The organism is Rhizobium sp. FKL33, from assembly GCF_005222915.1.
GTDB lineage: Bacteria > Pseudomonadota > Alphaproteobacteria > Rhizobiales > Rhizobiaceae > Rhizobium_E.
Genome location: NZ_STFX01000006.1, coordinates 86,433 through 104,540, shown reverse-complemented (window position 1 = coordinate 104,540; position 18,108 = coordinate 86,433). Strand labels below are relative to the sequence as shown.

General features: G+C 62.3%; 16 protein-coding genes. 10 read left to right on the top strand and 6 right to left on the bottom strand.

Annotated features, from left to right (window positions below; all coding sequences use genetic code 11):
• Positions 1 to 10 precede the first annotated feature (10 nt).
• The 9 genes from E8Q41_RS04140 to E8Q41_RS04100 all read left to right on the top strand — a co-directional run bounded on the left by E8Q41_RS04140 (position 11) and on the right by E8Q41_RS04100 (position 9,851).
• Entirely contained in the window at positions 11 to 1,444 is a 1,434-nt protein-coding gene (locus E8Q41_RS04140; RefSeq protein WP_137154248.1) for an FAD/NAD(P)-binding protein, read from the top strand.
• A gap of 112 nt (positions 1,445 to 1,556) precedes the next feature.
• Entirely contained in the window at positions 1,557 to 2,138 is a 582-nt protein-coding gene (locus E8Q41_RS04135; protein WP_137154397.1) for an NAD(P)H-dependent oxidoreductase, read from the top strand.
• A 33-nt stretch (positions 2,139 to 2,171) separates the two neighbouring features.
• Positions 2,172 to 3,281, top strand: coding sequence for a dimethylsulfone monooxygenase SfnG (sfnG, locus tag E8Q41_RS04130; RefSeq protein ID WP_137154247.1), 1,110 nt, complete (start codon positions 2,172 to 2,174; stop codon positions 3,279 to 3,281).
• A gap of 92 nt (positions 3,282 to 3,373) precedes the next feature.
• A complete protein-coding gene (locus E8Q41_RS04125; protein ID WP_137154246.1) occupies positions 3,374 to 4,282 on the top strand; it encodes an ABC transporter ATP-binding protein in 909 nt (302 codons plus the stop codon).
• Positions 4,282 to 5,178: a branched-chain amino acid ABC transporter permease gene (locus tag E8Q41_RS04120; RefSeq protein WP_137154245.1), complete on the top strand. Its 897-nt coding sequence runs from the start codon at positions 4,282 to 4,284 to the stop codon at positions 5,176 to 5,178. The genes E8Q41_RS04125 and E8Q41_RS04120 overlap by 1 nt, the downstream gene beginning before the upstream one ends.
• A gap of 2 nt (positions 5,179 to 5,180) precedes the next feature.
• Entirely contained in the window at positions 5,181 to 6,221 is a 1,041-nt protein-coding gene (locus E8Q41_RS04115) for a branched-chain amino acid ABC transporter permease (RefSeq protein ID WP_137154244.1), read from the top strand.
• An 86-nt stretch (positions 6,222 to 6,307) separates the two neighbouring features.
• A complete protein-coding gene (locus E8Q41_RS04110) occupies positions 6,308 to 7,654 on the top strand; it encodes an ABC transporter substrate-binding protein (RefSeq protein WP_137154396.1) in 1,347 nt (448 codons plus the stop codon).
• Between the two features lie 163 nt (positions 7,655 to 7,817).
• A complete protein-coding gene (locus E8Q41_RS04105) occupies positions 7,818 to 8,591 on the top strand; it encodes an ABC transporter ATP-binding protein (RefSeq protein WP_137154243.1) in 774 nt (257 codons plus the stop codon).
• Positions 8,592 to 8,615: 24 nt separating this feature from the next.
• Positions 8,616 to 9,851, top strand: a complete 1,236-nt coding sequence (locus tag E8Q41_RS04100; RefSeq protein ID WP_137154242.1) for an SfnB family sulfur acquisition oxidoreductase — start codon at positions 8,616 to 8,618, stop codon at positions 9,849 to 9,851.
• 54 nt (positions 9,852 to 9,905) lie between these two features.
• On the opposite strand, the gene E8Q41_RS04095 is transcribed toward E8Q41_RS04100, so the two are convergent.
• On the bottom strand, positions 9,906 to 10,187 hold the full coding sequence (locus E8Q41_RS04095) for a helix-turn-helix domain-containing protein (RefSeq protein WP_137154241.1): 282 nt from the start codon (positions 10,185 to 10,187) through the stop codon (positions 9,906 to 9,908).
• Between the two features lie 77 nt (positions 10,188 to 10,264).
• Between E8Q41_RS04095 and ybaL the strand changes: the two genes are divergently transcribed.
• Positions 10,265 to 12,070, top strand: coding sequence for a YbaL family putative K(+) efflux transporter (ybaL, locus tag E8Q41_RS04090; protein WP_137154240.1), 1,806 nt, complete (start codon positions 10,265 to 10,267; stop codon positions 12,068 to 12,070).
• Between the two features lie 89 nt (positions 12,071 to 12,159).
• Here ybaL and E8Q41_RS04085 read toward each other — a convergent pair whose 3' ends face one another.
• The 5 genes from E8Q41_RS04085 to E8Q41_RS04065 form a co-directional block, all read right to left on the bottom strand.
• Positions 12,160 to 13,488, bottom strand: a complete 1,329-nt coding sequence (locus tag E8Q41_RS04085; protein ID WP_137154239.1) for an extracellular solute-binding protein — start codon at positions 13,486 to 13,488, stop codon at positions 12,160 to 12,162.
• A gap of 87 nt (positions 13,489 to 13,575) precedes the next feature.
• A complete protein-coding gene (locus tag E8Q41_RS04080; protein ID WP_137154238.1) occupies positions 13,576 to 14,427 on the bottom strand; it encodes a carbohydrate ABC transporter permease in 852 nt (283 codons plus the stop codon).
• Positions 14,424 to 15,329, bottom strand: a complete 906-nt coding sequence (locus E8Q41_RS04075) for a sugar ABC transporter permease (protein ID WP_246660071.1) — start codon at positions 15,327 to 15,329, stop codon at positions 14,424 to 14,426. The genes E8Q41_RS04080 and E8Q41_RS04075 overlap by 4 nt, the downstream gene beginning before the upstream one ends.
• Positions 15,322 to 16,425: a sn-glycerol-3-phosphate ABC transporter ATP-binding protein UgpC gene (gene ugpC, locus E8Q41_RS04070; RefSeq protein ID WP_137154236.1), complete on the bottom strand. Its 1,104-nt coding sequence runs from the start codon at positions 16,423 to 16,425 to the stop codon at positions 15,322 to 15,324. Before ugpC ends, E8Q41_RS04075 begins: the two co-directional genes overlap by 8 nt.
• A gap of 38 nt (positions 16,426 to 16,463) precedes the next feature.
• Positions 16,464 to 17,978 (bottom strand): alpha-N-arabinofuranosidase, encoded by a 1,515-nt coding sequence (locus E8Q41_RS04065; RefSeq protein WP_137154235.1) that lies wholly within the window; start codon positions 17,976 to 17,978, stop codon positions 16,464 to 16,466.
• Positions 17,979 to 18,108 lie beyond the last annotated feature (130 nt).

Genomic DNA, 18,108 nt, shown 5'->3' with positions numbered 1-18,108 from the left:
GGAGGCTGCCATGGTGCCGAAAAATCCTTCTCGCTTCGTCGTCGCGATCATCGGCGGCGGGTTCTCGGGCGCTGCCGTCGCCTGGAACCTTGCTCGCGCCGCGCAACGCAGTCCGCTCAGGATCCTCGTGCACGAGCCGCGACAGATGCTCGGCGCCGGCCTTGCTTACGACACGACGGACCCGACCCACCGTATCAATGTGCCCGCCGAGCGGATGAGCCTTGACGCCGCCGAAGCAAATGATTTCATCGATTGGCTGCGCGACCAGGGCCTCGACAGTGAAGACGCCGATGCGCTGTTGCCCGATGGTCGGATCTTCCCGCGCCGCTCCGATTTTGGCGCCTATGTCGCGGCCCGCCTCGCCCCAATGCTCGCGGATGGGCGGGTGGAGCATGTCCGATCCGAAGTCGTTTCGGTGGAAAAGGACGCAGGCGGCTGGCATATCCGCCGCTCAGACGGCAGTAGCGTCAGGGCCGATGTGATGGTGATCGCCACCAGTCACCCCTCGCCGGCTGCTCCCAAGGCGCTCGCCGCGCTTCTCGAACGACATCCGCGCTTTGTCGCCGATCCGACTGCGCCCAATGCGCTTGCGGCGATCCGGCCTAACAATGATGTGCTGATTATCGGCAATGGATTAACCGGTGCGGATATCGCAGCCTCCCTGCTGTCGCGCGGCCATACAGGCCGCATCACAGCGATTTCCCGGCGCGGCCTTCGCTCACGCGGGCACGCACGCGGAGTGCAGGAGCCGCATGGCGACTTCCTGAGCCGTCCAATCCGATCGGCGCGTGTCCTGACCCGGCGCATCCGCGAAGCCATCGACCAGGCGGCCTTGTTCGATGTGAGCTGGCACGCCGTTATCGACGCTGCGCGGGGACAGGGGCAGGATATCTGGCGCAATCTGCCCGTAGCGGAGCGGCGGCGGATCGTGCGCCATCTCCGTCCGTTCTGGGACGTTCACCGGTTCCGGATCGCGCCGCAGGTGGAGAACGCCATCGAGGCCGCATTGAGGGATGGGCCGATGGAAAGTCTCGCCGCCTCGGTAAGCGCCGTCTCCTATTTCGGCGACAAGATAAGGGTGGCGCTTCGCCTGTCGCGCCAAAAGGGAACCGTGCTGCGCGACGTCGATGCAGTCGTCGTGGCGACAGGACCCGCGCATGGCTCTGTCCTCTCGAGCCAGAGGTTTCTGGAAGGGCTCGCCGCCGCCGGCTCCGTCCGGCTTGATCCCGTCGGGCTCGGTCTCGAATGTGACCAACACTCCCGCCTGATCGACGCCAAGGGAAAGCCGCAGGCCAATCTGTTCGTCGCGGGCCCATTGGCGCGCGGCGCCTTCGGTGAGCTGATGGGGCTGCCGCAGGTCTCTCTCCACGCAAGAGATGTGGCGCTTGAAGTGCTGGCCTTTGTTGACGCACTACGCGGGACAAGCGCCGAAACCGCAGCTTAAACACCACAAGTCAGCAAAATATTTTTATAAGGCGACATGAAATTGGAAGATCCGTCTATTGCTGCATTAATCTAGTAAATCTATAGATAATAACAACAAGGAGCCGTCAATGATCAGGATTGTGGGGTTATCGGGAAACGTCAAGGCGCCGTCGCGGACCGCCGCTTTGACGTCTGCGCTCCTCAGCGAAGCAGCGCGCGGCCTCGCGGCGGAAGTGCGCCATATCAGCCTCGTTGACGCAGCCCCGATCCTGTTTCGCGCGCTGCGCGCCGATCAACTCGATAAAAATGGCTTGGAGATCATCGAAACGGTCGAAAACGCTGACGCCTTGATCGTCTCCTCGCCCGTCTACCGCGCCTCCTACACCGGCGCCCTCAAGCATCTGTTCGATCTGGTGGACTACCGCGCCTTGACAGGCGTCCCCGTCATCCTGGCCGCCACAGGCGGTCGGGCGTCTCATGGCTTGATGCCGGATCAGCAGCTTCGTCCTCTGATGGCTTTCTTCAAGGCGCTGCCTTTGCCGACTTCGGTCTACGCCGTCGAGAGCGACTTTTCTGATTATGGCGTGGAGAGCGAGGCGCTCAATGAGCGCATCGCCGAGGCGGGCGCCGAACTGCGCGCGGCGCTCACCCAGCCCGCCGCGAGCCTTCGCCGCAAACTCACCGAACCGACCTTCGCCAGGCGGATCGCCTGAACAGAACCAACGTCGACTGAAAGGGAGAACGTCATGTCGAACGCCAAATCAGAATCTTTGAAATTCGCCTATTGGGTGCCCAACGTCTCGGGCGGCCTCGTAATCAGCACGATCGAACAGCGCACCCATTGGGGCATCGACTACAACCGCAAGCTCGCCCAAATCGCCGAACAGAACGGCTTCGATTATGCGCTGAGCCAGATCCGCTTCACCGCCGGCTACGGAGCCGACAACCAGCATGAATCCGTCTCCTTCAGCCATGCGCTGCTGGCCGCCACCGAGCGGCTGCGCGTCATCGCCGCCGTGCTGCCCGGTCCCTGGCACCCTGCGCTGCTCGCCAAGCAGATTTCCACCATCAGCCATCTCACCAATGGCCGCGTCGACGTGAATATCGTCTCGGGCTGGTTCCGCGGCGAATTCGCCGCCATCGGCGAACCCTGGCTCGATCATGACGAGCGTTATCGCCGTTCGGAAGAATTCATCAAGGCAATCCGCGGCATCTGGACCGAAGACAGCTATAATTTGCGCGGCGATTTCTACCGCTTCACCGATTACTCCATGAAGCCCAAGCCGGAAGGCGGCATCCCGCAGGTGTTCCAGGGCGGTTCGTCCCGCGCGGCGCGCGATATGGCGGCGCGCGTCTCCGACTGGTACTTCACCAACGGCAACACGCCCGAAGGTTTGAAGGCTCAGGTCGACGACATCAGGACCAAGGAAAAGACCTTCGGCAAGACCTGGCGCACCAAGATCGGCATGAACGCCTTCGGCATTGTCCGCGAAACTGAAGCCGAGGCGCAGTCCGTGCTCAAGGAAATCATCGACAAAGCGATTCCCGACGCAGTCAACGGCTTCAAGCATGAAGTCCAGAATGCCGGCAACGCTTCGCCGGAACGCGAAGGAAACTGGGCGAAATCCACCTTCCAGGATCTCGTCCAGTACAATGACGGCTTCCGCTCCAACCTCATCGGTACGCCCGAGCAGGTGGCCGAGCGGATCATCGAGCACAAGCGCGCCGGCGCCGACCTGATCTTAATGGGCTTCCTGCACTTCCAGGAGGAAGTCGAGTTCTTCGGCAAGAAGGTCATTCCGCTGGTGCGGGAGCTGGAAGCGCAGGAAGACGCCGCGCTCGAAGCCGCGGAGTAACAGGCGGACATTGCAGACATAAACGGCGTCCCGATGACACGGGACGCCGAACGGACAACCGCGCCCTTACGGGCGTGTGATGTGAGGGTTGGATGTTGGACGCGCATTATACCTTGTCGACGCTCGAGGGGGCTGCTTTTCGAAGCGTCGCCGATGACACTGCCGGCGCGCGGCCGGCGGCGGTCGATGGAGCATCGCGCGCTCAGGCGGATCGCCCCCTGCTGGGGCTCGAAAAGATCAATCTGTCTTTCGGCGGCGTCAGCGCGTTGACCGATGTCGATCTCGCGGTCGCCTCGGGAGAAATTCGCGCCATCATCGGACCGAACGGCGCCGGCAAGAGCTCGCTCGTCAATGTCATCAGCGGGCTCTATCAACCCAATTCCGGTCGGATCTGGATTGGCGGGAAGAGTTTCGCCAAGGCGCCGGCTCAGGACGCCGCCAAGCTCGGCCTCGCTCGAACCTTCCAGAACCTCGCTTTGTTCAAAGGGTTGACGGTCACGGAAAACATCATGACCGGGCTCGCCTTCTCTCGCCGCGGCGGCTTTCTCAGCCAGGCATTTGGTCTGCCGAAAGCTCGGTCCGAGGAAAAGGAAGCGCGCGAACGCGCTCAAGCCATCATCGGGTTTCTTCACCTCGACCGGGTGGCGGATCGCCCGGCCGCCTCGTTGCCTTATGGTCTGCAGAAGCGTGTGGAGCTCGCCCGCGCGCTCGCTCCCAATCCACGCATCCTGCTGCTCGACGAACCGATGGCCGGCATGACCGCGACCGAAAAGCAGGAGATGGCGGATTTCATCCGCTCGGCGCGCTCGCTCTACGGCACCACCATCATTCTGATCGAGCATGACATTGGTGTGGTCATGGGCCTGTCCGACAGGATCGCCGTTCTCGACTACGGCCGCAAGATCGCCGACGGGACGCCTGACGAAGTGCGCAACGACCAGGCGGTGATCGACGCCTATCTCGGGGTCGCCCGGGACAATGACGAGGGAGCGGGAATCTGATGGAAAACTTCGATTATCTCTTTTTCATCGAAGTGCTGACCGGCGGACTTTTGTCCGGCGTGATGTATTCGCTCGTCGCGATCGGTTTCGTGCTGATCTACAAGACATCCGGGGTGCTCAATTTCGCGCAAGGGTCGCTGTTGCTGTTTGCGGCGCTGACTTTCGTCTCGCTCGTCGAGCGCGGCCTGCCCTTCCCTGTGGCGCTTGTGGTCACCTTCCTGGCCATGGTGCTGATCGGCATAGCCATCGAGCGCACCGTGTTGCGGCCGCTCGTCAACAAGCCGCCGATCACGCTGTTCATGGCCACGCTGGGGCTGTCCTATGTGATCGAGGGCGCGGCGCAGCTGCTCTGGGGCACGCAGGTGCATGGGCTGGATCTGGGCATCGAAGACATCCCCTTCGAATTCTATGGCGTCTACATCTCCAAATTTGATCTGTTTGCCTCCGGGGTGGCGGCGACGATGGTTGCAGGTCTCATCCTCTTCTTCCGCTATACCCGCGTCGGCCTCACCTTCCGCGCCGTGGCCGATGATCAGTTCGCCGCACTCGCCGTGGGACTGCGCCTGCCCCGCATCTGGGCCACCGTCTGGGCGACATCGGGTCTGGTGGCGCTGGTCGCCGGCCTGCTCTGGGGCGCGCGATCGGGCGTGCAGTTCTCGCTGTCGCTCGTGGTGCTGAAGGCGCTTCCGGTGCTCGTGCTCGGCGGCTTCGACTCGATCGCAGGCGCGATCATCGGCGGCCTGATCATCGGCGCGTCTGAAAAACTCGCCGAAGTGTATATCGGCGAATATTTCGGCGGCGGCATCGAGGGCTGGTTCGCCTATGTGCTGGCGCTCGCCTTCCTGCTCATCCGTCCTTCCGGCCTGTTCGGCCAGAAGCTCGTGGAAAGGGTGTAAAGATGACGGCCGTGACCTATTCGCCGGCGGTCCCCGCCCGCAGCCTCACCAAGACCCTGGCCTTGCCGGCGCTGCTGATCCTCGCTTATGGCGTGGCGCCGCTATTCGGCTCCAGCTACCTGATCGAAGCGATCCTGATGCCGTTCCTGGCGTTGTCCCTGGCAGGCGTTGGGCTCAACCTGCTGACCGGCTACGCCGGCCAGGTGTCGCTCGGCAGCGCCGCCTTCATGGCGGTCGGGGCGTTCGCCGCCTTCAACTTCAATCTCCGCATCGAAGGGCTGCCCCTGGTCTTCAGCATCATCGGCGCCGGGCTGGCTGCGGCGGCGATCGGCATTGTTTTCGGTCTTCCGAGCCTCCGGTTGCGCGGCTTCTACCTGGCCGTTTCCACGCTCGCGGCGCAATTCTTCGTGCAATGGGCTCTGACGAAGTTCGGTTGGTTTTCCAACGACAATCCATCCGGGGTCATCGATGCGCCGAACCTCACGGTTGCCGGGATCGATTTCTCCTCCTCGATCGGTCGTTATTATTTCGCCTTGATCGTCGTCTCCGCCCTGACCTTCTTCGCCTGGCGCGTCGCCACCTCGCAGACCGGCCGCAATTTCATCGCGATCCGCGACAATGAGACCGCTGCGAAGTTTATCGGCGTGCCGGTGCTCAAGACCAAGCTGCTGGCCTTCGGCCTGTCGTCCTTCATTATCGGCGTGGCCGGCGTGCTCTGGGCCTTCGCCTATCTGCGCACGGTGGAGCCGGCGGGCTTCAATCTCGACCGGTCGTTCCAGATCCTGTTCATCATCATCATCGGCGGCTTCGCCACCATCCGGGGCGCGTTCCTCGGCGCGGCCCTGATCGTGGTGTTCCCGGTGGCCCTGTCCCGGATCGGCGCGTTCTTCCTGGGGGATCTGTTCGATTCCGGCGTGCTCGATATGAGCCAGCGCATCGTGCTCGGCGCGCTGATCATCGCCTTCCTGATCCTCGAGCCGGACGGACTGGCGGCGCTTGCCCGCCGCCTGACGGAGCGGCTGAGATCAAGACTGACTGGCTGATCCCCAAGGGCAAGCCGCGCATTCCATCCATCGTTTCAACCAGAACGGTCCGGGAGGGCCGGTCAAGAGAGGGAGTTTGACTTATGATCACTATCAAGACGGGCCTGAGGGCGGCGGTTGCCGCGCTGGCGCTCACAATCTCCGCCGGGCTCTCCCCGGCAGCTCATGCCGACGAGCAGTATTTCCCGCTGCAGAGCTATCGCGTCGGTCCCTATGCCGCGGGCGGCACCGGCTTTTTCGGGGGCTTCATCGACTACCTGAACCTCATCAACACCCGGGATGGCGGCGTCAACGGCGTCAAGCTGACTTGGGACGAGTGCGAAACCCAGTATGAAGTCGAACGCGGCGTGGAATGCTACGAGCGTCAGAAGAGCCGGACCGGCGCTGCAGCCTGGAACCCGCTGTCCGTCGGCATCGCCTACGCCATGATCGATCGCATCACCGACGACAAGACGCCGCTGATCACGGTCAACCACGGCCGGACCGACTCCACCGATGGCCGAGTGTTTCCTTACGTCTTCCCGCTGCTCCTCAATCCCTATTCCGAGACCTCGGGCATCGTGAACTACATCGCCGGCAAGGAAGGCGGTCTCGAGAATCTCAAGGGCAAGAAGATCGTCGTGCTCTATCACGGCTCGCCTTATGGCAAGGAAACCATCCCGATCTACGAACTGCTCGCTGAGAAGTACGGCTTCACCGTGCAGCAGATCGAAGTGCCGCATCCGGGCAACGAGCAGCAGAGCCAGTGGCTGACCATCCGCCGCGCCAAGCCCGACTTCGTGGTGCTGCGCGGCTGGGGCGTGATGAACCCGGTGGCGCTGAAGACCGCCCAAAAAGTGGGCTTCCCGGCCACCAAGATCGTCGGCAATGTCTGGTCCAATTCGGAAGAAGACGTGATCCCCGCCGGCGACGCCGCGATCGGCTACACCGCCATCACCACACAGGCGTCCGGCAACCAGTATCCGGTGGTCAAGGAGATCGTGAAGACCCTCTACGACCAGGGCAAGGGCAATCTCGAAGACAAGAAGCGCATCGGCTCGGTCTATCACAATCTGGGCATCGTCAACGGCATCCTGAATGTGGAAGCCATTCGCATTGCGCAGGAGAAGTTCGGCAAGCGCACGCTGACCGGCGATGAAGTCCGCTGGGGCTTCGAGCACCTTAAGCTCGATCAGGCCAAGGTGGACGCGCTCGGGGCCAAGGACCTCTTCCACTCGATCAATGTCAGCTGGGACAATCATGAAGGCGAAGGCTACGTGACCTTCCAGCAGTGGGACGGCAAGAAGTGGAACGTGGTCTCCGACTGGATCGCGCCGGACTGGAAACTGCTGCGCCCGATCATCGAGAAGTCGGCTGAAGCCTATGCCAAGGAAAAGGGCATCAAGCTGCGCACCGCGGCCGATGCCGACGCCGTGACCGCCGGCACCAACTGACCGGCTGACCACGTCGATCACCACGTCCGGCGTCTCGCGCGTCGGGCGTCCGATGGCCCTCAAGGGCCTGGGCATGCGGGGGCTCGTCACCCACACACCGGGTCTCCGCATGCCGCTTTCACCAATCGCGCCCGTTCGCTGGGTCATAGAGGAGCAGTCAGCCATGAGCGACCAGCCCATTCTTCTCGAGGTCAATTCGGTTCAGGCTGTCTACAGCCAAACGATCCAGGCCTTGAACGGCGTGTCTTTTTCGGTCCGGTCTGGCGAGATCCTGGCGATCCTCGGCTCTAACGGCGCAGGCAAGACGACGACGCTGAAGGCGGTGTCCAACCTGCTGCCCACCGAACGTGGACAAATCACCTCCGGCTCCATCCTGTTCGAGGGACGCTCTGTCCTGTCGCGCAGCCCCGCCAACCTCGTCCGGGACGGGCTGGTGCAGGTGCTGGAGGGCCGCCATTGCTTCAAGAGCCTGACGGTCGAGGAGAACCTGATCTCGGGCGGTCTCGGGCGCGGCGGCAGCCGGAGCGAAATCGCCAATGACCTGGAGAAGATCTATCTCGCTTTTCCGCGCCTCAAGGAGCGCCGCCGCACTGCGGCCGGCCTTACCTCGGGCGGAGAACAGCAGATGACCGCGATCGGCCGCGCGCTGATGTCTAGGCCCCGCCTGCTGGTGCTGGACGAACCGTCGATGGGCCTCGCGCCGATGATCATCCGCGATATTTTCCAGTCTCTCAAACACCTCAATCGCGACGAAGGGCTCACCATTCTCGTCGCCGAGCAGAATTCCACTGTCGCCCTCACCTATGCCGACACCGCCGTGGTGATCGAGAACGGTGTCTCTGTTCTCACCGGTCCCGCTGCGGACCTGCGTGGCCGTGACGACATCAAGGCTTTCTATCTCGGAGAAGGCGCGTCTCTCGCCAGGCCCGCGGCCTGACCCACAACCCCAAGGAGGATACATATGAACGTCATCGCTAAACCGCCTGTCGGCGTGCCCGGCGTGGCCCGTCCGGCCGAACCGGCCCATATCATCAAGAGCGACGCTCAAGCGATCGAAGTGGCCCACCGTCTGGCGGCGGACTTCGCAAAAGGCGCCGCGGAACGCGATCGCGACCGTGTCTGGCCTGCGGCTGAACTCGACGCCTTTTCCCAGAGCGGTCTCTGGTCGATCAACGTGCCGCGCGAATTCGGCGGCCCCGACGTCTCCTATGCGACGCTGGCGAAGGTCGTTGAAATCATCTCCGAGGCGGATTCCTCGATCGGCCAGGTGTCGCAGAACCATCTCGGCGTGGTCGCGGCCATCCGCACCGTGTCCGACAAGGCGCAGCAGGCGCTGATCTTCGGCGAAGTGCTCAAGGGCCTGCGTCTCGGCAACGCCTTCTCCGAATTCGGCTCCAAGCGGGCCGTCGATTTCGAGACCCGCTTCACCGATCACGGCGACCATGTCGTCGTCACCGGCAAAAAGTTCTATTCCTCCGGCGCGCTGCTCGCGCACAAAGTGCCGATCGTAGCGCTCGATGATCAGGGCCGCGCCTGGTACGCCATCGCCGATCGCGACGCTCCCGGCCTCACCGTCATCGACGACTGGTCGAGCTTCGGCCAGCGCACGACGCTGTCGGGCACGGTGATCCTCGACAATGTCAAGGTCGACAAGGCCTGGCTCGTGCCCGGCTACAAGGGTTATGAAACGCCGACGGCCGACGGCGCGATCTTCCAGATCATCCAGGTGGCCGTAGACACCGGCATCGCCCAGGCGGCCATCAAGGAGACCGTCGACTTCGTTCGCACAAAGTCACGTGCCTGGGTGGATTCGGGCCTCGAGCGGGCGTCCGACGATCCCTATACGATTCAGGCAGTCGGCAGCCTGACGCTTCGGCTGCATGCGGCCCAGGCTCTGCTCGAAAAGGCTGGTTATGCGGTTGATCGCGCCGTGGCCAATCCGAATGCCGAAACGGTGGCCGAAGCGCAGATCGTGACGGCGGAAGCCAAGATCCTCTCCACCGAAATCGCCATCGAGGCGACCAACAAGCTGTTCGAACTCGCCGGCACGCGCTCGACGCTCGCCGAGCACAACCTCGATCGCCATTGGCGCAATGCCCGGACGCACACGTTGCATGATCCGGTGCGTTGGAAATATTCGATCCTCGGCAAGTATTTCCTCAACGGCGAGAAGCCGCCGCTTCACGCCTGGAGCTGATGCTTCCCATCCATGCAAAAGACGATCCGCCGGTCCAAAAGGCCGGCGGATTTTTTACGTCGGTGGAGCAGCGGGATCTGACGCGTTCGTTCTGGTCAGCGCGATGCCGATTTCACGATCATTCGAGGTCAGGCTGATGCCCTGCTGTTCGAAAGCCAGGCGCAATTGCGCCTCGGTTGCGCGATGCAGCTCATGCCGGCCTCCCTCGAAATCTCGGATCGTGCTGCGAGACACCTGCGCGCGCTCGGCAAGATCGGCTTGCGTCCAGTCGAGCATGCCGCGCGCGCCCCTGCACAGCGCAGGCGTTAAAAGAGTTGTTCTCGGCTCTTGATACATCGATAAAATCAACCATATTGGTCACTATCAATCTTATTTAGCACCTTTTTCGCGATTTTCCAGTTGGAGGACATCTGATGCATCATGCGACCCCGCTGATTTCGACTTTGGTGGCGGGGTTCGTGTTCGCCTTCATTCTCGGCGCTCTGGCGAACCGGCTGAAATTGCCGCCTCTGGTCGGCTACCTGATCGCCGGCATTTTGGTAGGGCCGCACACGCCTGGCTTCGTTGCCGATCAGAGTCTCGGCGCCGAACTCGCCGAAATCGGGGTTATCCTGCTGATGTTCGGGGTCGGCCTGCATTTCTCGCTCAAAGATCTCCTGTCGGTTCGGATGATCGCAGTTCCGGGCGCGATGGTGCAAATCGGTTTTGCGACCCTGCTTGGCTGGGGATTGGGCGCGCTGATGGGCTGGCCGCTGGGCGGCAGCCTGGTTTTCGGCCTGGCGCTCTCGGTCGCCTCCACCGTCGTGCTGCTGAAAGCCTTGCAGGAGCGGCGGTTGGTCGACAGTGATCGCGGTCGCATCGCAGTCGGCTGGCTGATCGTCGAAGATCTCGCCATGGTGCTCGCGCTGGTGCTGATCCCGGCTGCGGCGGGCGTGATCGGCGGCCAAGCCGAGCAATCGCATGACTCCGTCGCCATCCTGTTGAGCGAAGCGCTCAATTTCGATCTCGGCATCGGCGCCGTCATCGTGATCACGCTGATCAAGGTTGCCGCCTTCGTCGCCTTCATGCTCGTTGTCGGACGTCGCGTCATCCCCGCCATTCTGCACCGCATCGCCCATACCGGCTCGCGTGAACTTTTCCGCCTCGGCGTGCTGGCCATCGCGCTCGGCGTCGCTTTCGGCGCGGCGAAACTGTTCGGCGTGTCGCTGGCGCTGGGCGCTTTTTTCGCCGGCATGATCCTGTCCGAAAGCGAGCTCAGCCATCGCGCCGCACAGGAAAGCCTGCCGCTGCGCGACGCTTTCGCCGTGCTGTTTTTCGTCTCGGTCGGGATGTTGTTCAATCCGGCCATCGTGCTGGAGCAGCCGCTGCCGCTGATTGCGACCGTGCTGATCATCGTGCTCGGCAAATCCCTCGCCGCCTTTGCGATTGTCGTCGCCTTCGGGCGCGGAGCGGGCACGGCGCTGACCATCTCGGCCAGTCTCGCGCAGATCGGCGAGTTCTCCTTCATTCTCGCCGAACTCGGTGTTGGGCTCAACCTCCTGCCCACGGAAGGACGCGACCTCATTCTCGCCGGCGCGATCATTTCGATCATTCTCAATCCGCTCGTGTTCTTCCTGTGCGACCGGATTCGTCCGGCGGTCGAGGCTCGGGTGCTCCGCGCCGGTACGACCGCCGCAGCGACGGCCAAAGCGGCTGACACGCATAGTGAGCCGGCGCCTGTCGAGGCTGAGGCGGAGACAGCGGAGGTTGCGCCGACCGCTCTCATCGATCACACGGTTCTGGTGGGCTACGGCCGTGTGGGCAGTCGCATTGGCGCAGCTTTGCGGGAAAGCGGCCAACCATTCCTGGTCATCGAAGACGGGGAAAGCCGCATCCGCGCGCTCGGTGAAGCCGGCATAGAGGTGATTGTGGGCAATGCCGCCTCGCCCAGTGTCCTGGCTCTTGCCAATCTCGCATCGGCGCGCACGGTGTTGATCGCCATCCCCAACGCCTTCGAAGCCGGCCAGGTGGTGGAGACTGCCCGCGCCGCAAACCCGTCGGCCCGAATTCTCTGCCGGGCTCATTCCGATGAGGAGGTTGCCCATCTCACCCAACTCGGCGCCGACGAAGTGATCATGGGTGAAAACGAAATCGCCCGCGGCATGATCGAGCGCATGGCCCCCTCCCCTGCCACGGCGATGGCAGTCGAGACGCGGGAAAAGATGTCCGACGCCGGCTGAAGAGCCCGGACATAAAAAGAGCGCCTGCGGAACCCGACGCAGGCGCCCAGTTGGCGATGAGGCGCGTGCTCCGCGCCTCGCCTGGGAGATCAGAGATTGGCGAGCAATTCGTTGATGCGTGTCTCCGCATCCGTCAGCGCAGCATCGACCTCTTTCTGGCCGGAAATCGCCGCGCCCAGTTCCTCGCCGAGGATGTCCTGAATGGCGAACTGGCGCTGAACTTCCGACGGCAGCGGGCGGCCGAGTTCGGCGACCACGGAAATCGTGTCGCGATGCGGTAGAGTCTTGAACGCGTCGGATGTGATCACCGACTTGATGGTCGGCAGATGGCCGGTGCGCGACCATTCGAAATCATTGTCGACGAAGAATTTCAGGAACTTGGCGATGGCCGCAGTCTGTTCAGGCGTGCGCTCCTTGGCGGAGACTGCCCAGCTGTGGCCGTCGGCGAACTGCGCCTTGGCGCCGCCGAACAGTTGTGGATAGGGGTAGACCGCGTAGCCGCCCTTGTTCAGCGCGGTTCCCGCCGTCTTCGACGACGCATCATAATCGCCCACCACCCAGGTGCCGTTCAGGTGGACGCCGCCCTCACCCTGTAGGAAGGCGTTGATGGAGGCGCCGTAGTCGAGATCCTTGGTCGTGAGGTCCTTGTCGAAGATCGCCTTATACATCTCGACGACCTTTTTAGCCTCGGGCGTGTTGAGCTTGATGTTCTTGGGATCGGCGAAGAAATCCGAATCCTGCTGGAAGAGGTAGGTGTAGAAATTGCGCATGTAGAGCGCGGTTTCATTGGCGAGGTTCTGGACGAAATAAGGCTTGCCGGTCTTCGCCTTGAACTGCTCGGCCTGGGCGATCAACTCTTCCGGGCTCTTCGGCAAGATCGGCGTGCCATCGGCGTTGACGAGGCCGGCCTGTTTAAAGAGGTCCATATTGATGTGGTAGAGCATGGTCCATGTGTCGATCGGCAGGCCGTAGAACTTGCCGTCCTTGGTGACGCCCTTGACGGCGGCGTCGGTGAAGACGTCCTTGGAGACGCCGACCGAGGCGAGGATATCATCCAGCGGCTGCAAAAGCCCCTTCGACTGATAGTCCGACAGAGCGGATTCGTGGATCGTCACGATGTCGGGCGCGTCGCCGGAAGAAAACTGGGCGTTGAGCTGGTCGTAGCCCGGCCATTCCACCGTGGTCACGGTGACATGGACATCGGGATTATCGGCATTGAACTTGTTGATCAGCGAGGTGATGATGCCGCATTCGCCAACCGCCTTGGCGACGTCGGTGTTTTCGCCGAAGTCTGCTTCGCAGGCGCCGAAGAAGCGCTGCACGGTCAGTTCGACCGGATCGGCGAGCGCCGAAGAGGCCGTCATCAGCGCCAATGCCGAGATTGCGGCGCGCGCAGTGCGCAGGAATGTCGATCGCATCATAGTCTCCTCCATTGCGCCGGACCCTCCCGGTCCGGCTGTCGTTGAAACTCTCCCCGCTCAAGAGCGGGGCCTCCATAAACTCTGCTAACGCACGGCGGCGCCGGACACCGCCGTGACGATGTATTTCTGAAAGAACAGATAGACGACGAGGATCGGCGCGCCGGCGAACACCGCCTGCGCCATGAGATAGCCGATACCTTCCGACTGCGCGAAATTGGTCTGGGTCGAGGCCATGCCCACCGTCAGCGTGTACATGTCCTTCTTGGTCGCCGAGATCAGCGGCCAGAAATAGTCGTTCCAGGAGCCGAGAAAGGTGAAGATGCCGAGCGTGGCCTGCGCGGGCAGCGTCAGCGGCAAGAGCACTTTCCAGAAAATCCGGAAGCGGCTGGCATTGTCTAGCAAGGCCGCTTCGTCGAGTTCGCGTGGAATGGCGCGGAAATACTGCGTCATCAGGAACACGCCGAAGGCGCTGGACAGGCCCGGCAGGATCAGCCCCTGATAGGTGTTGTGCCATTTGAGCAGGCTGAAGATCTGGTGGCGCGCCACCAGGACCGCCTGTTCCGGCACTGCCAAACCCAGCAGCACGATGACGAACAGCGCGTCGCGCCCCCTGAAGTTCAGCCGCGCAAAGCCATAGCCTGCGAGCGACGACAGGACAAGCGTGCCCAGAGTCATGGCGATCGAGACGATCAGGCTGTTCATCACCCAACGGAACACCGCCGAGGTGTTGATGATGTTGAGATAGTTCTCGATCACATAGGGCGGGTGAAAGACCGAGTTGGGATCGACCATCAGCTCGGCATTGTTCTTGAGCGACAGGCCGATCACCCAGATCGCCGGAAGAACCATCAGCAGCGACAGCAGGATCGCGAGCCAGAGGATCACCCGGTCGCCCAGGCTGCGGCCATAGGCCGGCGAATTGGACAGGCCGCTCATCTGGCGTCTCCTTTTCGTCCGGTCAGCAGATATTGCGCCATCGCGGCGATCAGGATGATGATGAACAGGATTTCAGAGGCGGCGGCGCCCAGGCCGAGATCCCAGCGGCGGAACGCCGTGTCGTAGATGTAGAGCACGATCGGCTTGGTCAGGTTGTTCGGGCCGCCTTTGGTCATCAGCCAGGCCTGACCGAACAGCTGGAACTGCAAGACGATCTGGATGATCAGCACGAGCACGAAGGTCCGCTTGATCGAGGGCAGCGTGATCGCCGTCAGCGTCCGCCAGCGGCTGGCGTTGTCGAGCGCAGCCGCCTCGTAGATATCGGGCGGGATCTGCTGCAGCGCCGACAGAAACAGCATCATCGGCAGGCCGATACACCACCAGATTGTGGCGATGGCGATGCCGAACATGGCCAGATTGGGATCGGAGAGAAAGGCGGGCGCCGGTGCGTCGAACCAGCCGTAAATGGTGGCGAGCATGCCATATTTCGGAATGAAGACAATGCGCCAGATCAGGGTGACGATGGTGACCGACAGAACCGAGGACGAAAAGAACAGCGTGCGCATGACAGCGGCGCCCCGGGTGCGCCGGTTGAGCGCCAGCGCCAGGAACAGACCGAGCGCAGCAAGCGTCGGCGCGGTCAACAGCACGAAATAGAGCGTGTTCCAGACCGATTGCAGGAACACCTTGTCCTTGAACAGCCTGAGATAATTGCCAAAGCCGACAAAGCGACCGGTCGAGAAGGTGTCGGCCTTGTGAAAGCTCAGCCAGATGCCCCAGAACAGCGGCGCGACCAGCAGGCCGGTGAACACAGCGAGAAAAGGCGCGACAAAGAGTGCGTTTTTCCAATCCGGCGCGTTGATGTCGCGGCTCGAAATACGGAGAGGCCGGGTCTCAGCCATGGCCCGCCTCCCGCGCATGCCAGCCGCGGCCGGTTTCATCGAAGAGATGCGCCTTTGCGCCGTCGATGCGGAGCGAAATGCGCTCGCCGATCTTCAGCCGCGATTGCCCTTCGGCGGTGGCGGTCATGACCTGTCCCCCGGGCAGTCTGGCGTAAACGAGCGTGCGATCGCCGAGACGCTCCAGCACGTCGACAACGCCATCGACGTCGCCCTGGCCGGGGCCCGCGACGCCCACGCTTTCGGCGCGGATGCCGAGCGCCGTCTTGCCCGCGGGGGTGGAGGCCGCGTCGATCTCGGTCCTGACCCGAAGGCCGTCCGCCGCTTGCGCAACGAAGACGCCATCGATTGCTTCCAGCCTGTCGAGATCGATGAAATTCATCGCCGGCGCGCCGACGAATCCGGCGACGAACCGGGTGGCCGGGCGATCATAGATCTCCATCGGCGCGCCGATCTGCTCGATCTTGCGATTGTTCATCACCACGATGCGATCGGCGAGCGTCATCGCCTCGATCTGGTCATGGGTGACGAAAATCATCGTCGATTTCAGCCTCTGATGCAGTTGCGCAAGCTCGATGCGGGTGCGGGTGCGGAGCGCGGCGTCGAGATTGGAGAGCGGCTCGTCGAACAGGAAGGCCTTGGGCTCCTTGACCACGGCGCGGCCGATGGCGACGCGCTGACGCTGTCCGCCGGAGAGCTGACCCGGCTTGCGATCGAGCAGATGGCCGATTTCCAGCATGCGCGCGGCTTCCTGGATGCGGGCCGCGATCACGTCCTTGCCGACCGAGATGTTTTCGAGCCCGAACGCCATGTTCTGCCGCACGGTCATATGCGGATAGAGCGCATAGGACTGGAAGACCATGGCCACGCCGCGCTGGCCGGGCGGCAGCGCGTCGATGCGCTCGCCATTGATGCGGATCTCGCCGTCATCGACGCTTTCCAGCCCGGCAATCATGCGCAGCAGCGTGGACTTGCCGCAGCCCGACGGCCCCAGGAACACCACGAATTCGTGCGAGGGAATGGTGAGCGACAATTTGTCGAGCACCGTCAACGCCCCGAAGCGTTTGCTGACTTCCTTGATTTCGATCTCAGCCGTCACCGCAACCTCCTCCCGAGAAGTCCTGACGTTTCCACCTCTCAGACCTTGACCCGGATCATCTGGTAGGAATAGCCGGCGAAGTCGGCGCTGAGGCGACCGCCGTCGATGCGAGCCCCCTCCCCTTTCTTCGGAACGACATTGTCGGGATTGGCGGCGCTGTTGACGGCGCGGAGATCCGAATGCGTCATCACCTGATGATCGACGATGACGGGCGCATTGTCGCCGAAGCCTTCGATGCTGAATTCGGCCGCGACCGGCGCGTCCGAGCGGTTGACGATGAAGAAGGCGACATGGCCTGTCTCGGCGTCATGCACGGCGGAGACATCGAGGCTCGGCACCTCCCCGACGGCGGACGCGGAATAGGTCGGGCTTTCCACCGAAAGATCCAGCGCCCGGCCGCGCCCATAGAGCGAGGCGAACAGATAGGGATAGAAGGTCGTCTGCCGCCAGGCGGCGCCATTGGGCTCGGTCATGATCGGCGCGATGACATTGACGAGCTGCGCCAGGCAGGCGATGCGCACCACATTGGAGCGGCGGATGAAGGTGTTGAGGATCAGGCCGACCTGCAGCACATCCTCGAAATTATAGATGTCTTCCAGAAGCGGCGGCGCAAACGGCCAGCCTTCGGCGCCTCCGAGGATCTTCTTGTCCGGTTCGGCCGAGTGATACCAGACATTCCATTCGTCGAAGGAGATATAGACATTCTTCGATGAGCGCTTCTTGGCCTTGATGAAATCGATCACGCCGGCGACGGAGACGATATAGTCATCGAGCTTCTTGCTCTGGGCCAGGTAGTTGGCGGTGTCGCCGGCCTTGTTGTCGAAATACATATGCAGCGAGATGTAATCGACTTCGTTATAGGTATGGTCGAGAACCGTCGCTTCCCAGGAGGGATAGGTCGGCATCTTGGCGTTGGAGGAGCCGCAGACGACGAGCTCCAGCGATTTGTCGAAGGCGCGCATGGCCTTGGCGGTCTCATGGGCAAGCCGGCCATATTCATCGGCGGTCTTGTGGCCGATCTGCCAGGGACCGTCCATTTCATTGCCGAGGCACCAGAGCTTGATGTCGAAGGGCTCGGTGCGACCATTCTGGATGCGCATGTCGCTCCAATAGCTTCCGCCGGGATGATTGGTGTATTCGAGCAGATTGCGGGCCTCGTCGAGACCGCGCGAGCCGAGATTGACGGCCATCATCATCTCGGTGCCGACGGAGGAGCACCAGTCGGCGAATTCATGCAGTCCGACTTCGTTGCTTTCGGACGTGTGCCAAGCGAGGTCGAGGCGGACGGGACGGTTTTCCTTCGGGCCGACGCCGTCTTCCCAGTTATAGGCGGAGACGAAGTTGCCGCCGGGATAGCGCACAATGGGCACATTGAGCTCGCGCACGAGATCGATCACGTCGCGTCGCATGCCATTCTCATCGGCCGTGGCGTGGCCCGGTTCGTAGATGCCGGTATAGACGGCGCGGCCTAGATGTTCGATGAAGGATCCATACAGGCGCGGATCGATTTCAGAAACAATATAACGCGCATGCGCCGTAACGGTCGCCTTCATGCTATCCTCCCATACATATCATAGCCGATGATTTAAATCATCTTGAGTGATATCAATCATCATTTAGGCGGGGAGGTCAAGGCTATGCGGCTCAAAAATATGACTTTTGAAGGCCGGTGCGCCAGCTTTA

Excerpts from the sequence above, each read along its gene's own strand:
- E8Q41_RS04140 (WP_137154248.1), top strand. The coding sequence starts at position 11 with ATGGTGCCGAAAAATCCTTCTCGCTTCGTCGTCGCGATCATCGGCGGC.
- sfnG (WP_137154247.1), top strand. The coding sequence starts at position 2,172 with ATGTCGAACGCCAAATCAGAATCTTTGAAATTCGCCTATTGGGTGCCC.
- E8Q41_RS04125 (WP_137154246.1), top strand. The coding sequence starts at position 3,374 with ATGTTGGACGCGCATTATACCTTGTCGACGCTCGAGGGGGCTGCTTTT.
- E8Q41_RS04120 (WP_137154245.1), top strand. The coding sequence starts at position 4,282 with ATGGAAAACTTCGATTATCTCTTTTTCATCGAAGTGCTGACCGGCGGA.
- E8Q41_RS04115 (WP_137154244.1), top strand. The coding sequence starts at position 5,181 with ATGACGGCCGTGACCTATTCGCCGGCGGTCCCCGCCCGCAGCCTCACC.
- E8Q41_RS04105 (WP_137154243.1), top strand. The coding sequence starts at position 7,818 with ATGAGCGACCAGCCCATTCTTCTCGAGGTCAATTCGGTTCAGGCTGTC.
- E8Q41_RS04100 (WP_137154242.1), top strand. The coding sequence starts at position 8,616 with ATGAACGTCATCGCTAAACCGCCTGTCGGCGTGCCCGGCGTGGCCCGT.
- E8Q41_RS04095 (WP_137154241.1), bottom strand. The coding sequence starts at position 10,187 with ATGTATCAAGAGCCGAGAACAACTCTTTTAACGCCTGCGCTGTGCAGG.
- ybaL (WP_137154240.1), top strand. The coding sequence starts at position 10,265 with ATGCATCATGCGACCCCGCTGATTTCGACTTTGGTGGCGGGGTTCGTG.
- E8Q41_RS04085 (WP_137154239.1), bottom strand. The coding sequence starts at position 13,488 with ATGCGATCGACATTCCTGCGCACTGCGCGCGCCGCAATCTCGGCATTG.
- E8Q41_RS04080 (WP_137154238.1), bottom strand. The coding sequence starts at position 14,427 with ATGAGCGGCCTGTCCAATTCGCCGGCCTATGGCCGCAGCCTGGGCGAC.
- E8Q41_RS04075 (WP_246660071.1), bottom strand. The coding sequence starts at position 15,329 with ATGGCTGAGACCCGGCCTCTCCGTATTTCGAGCCGCGACATCAACGCG.
- E8Q41_RS04065 (WP_137154235.1), bottom strand. The coding sequence starts at position 17,978 with ATGAAGGCGACCGTTACGGCGCATGCGCGTTATATTGTTTCTGAAATC.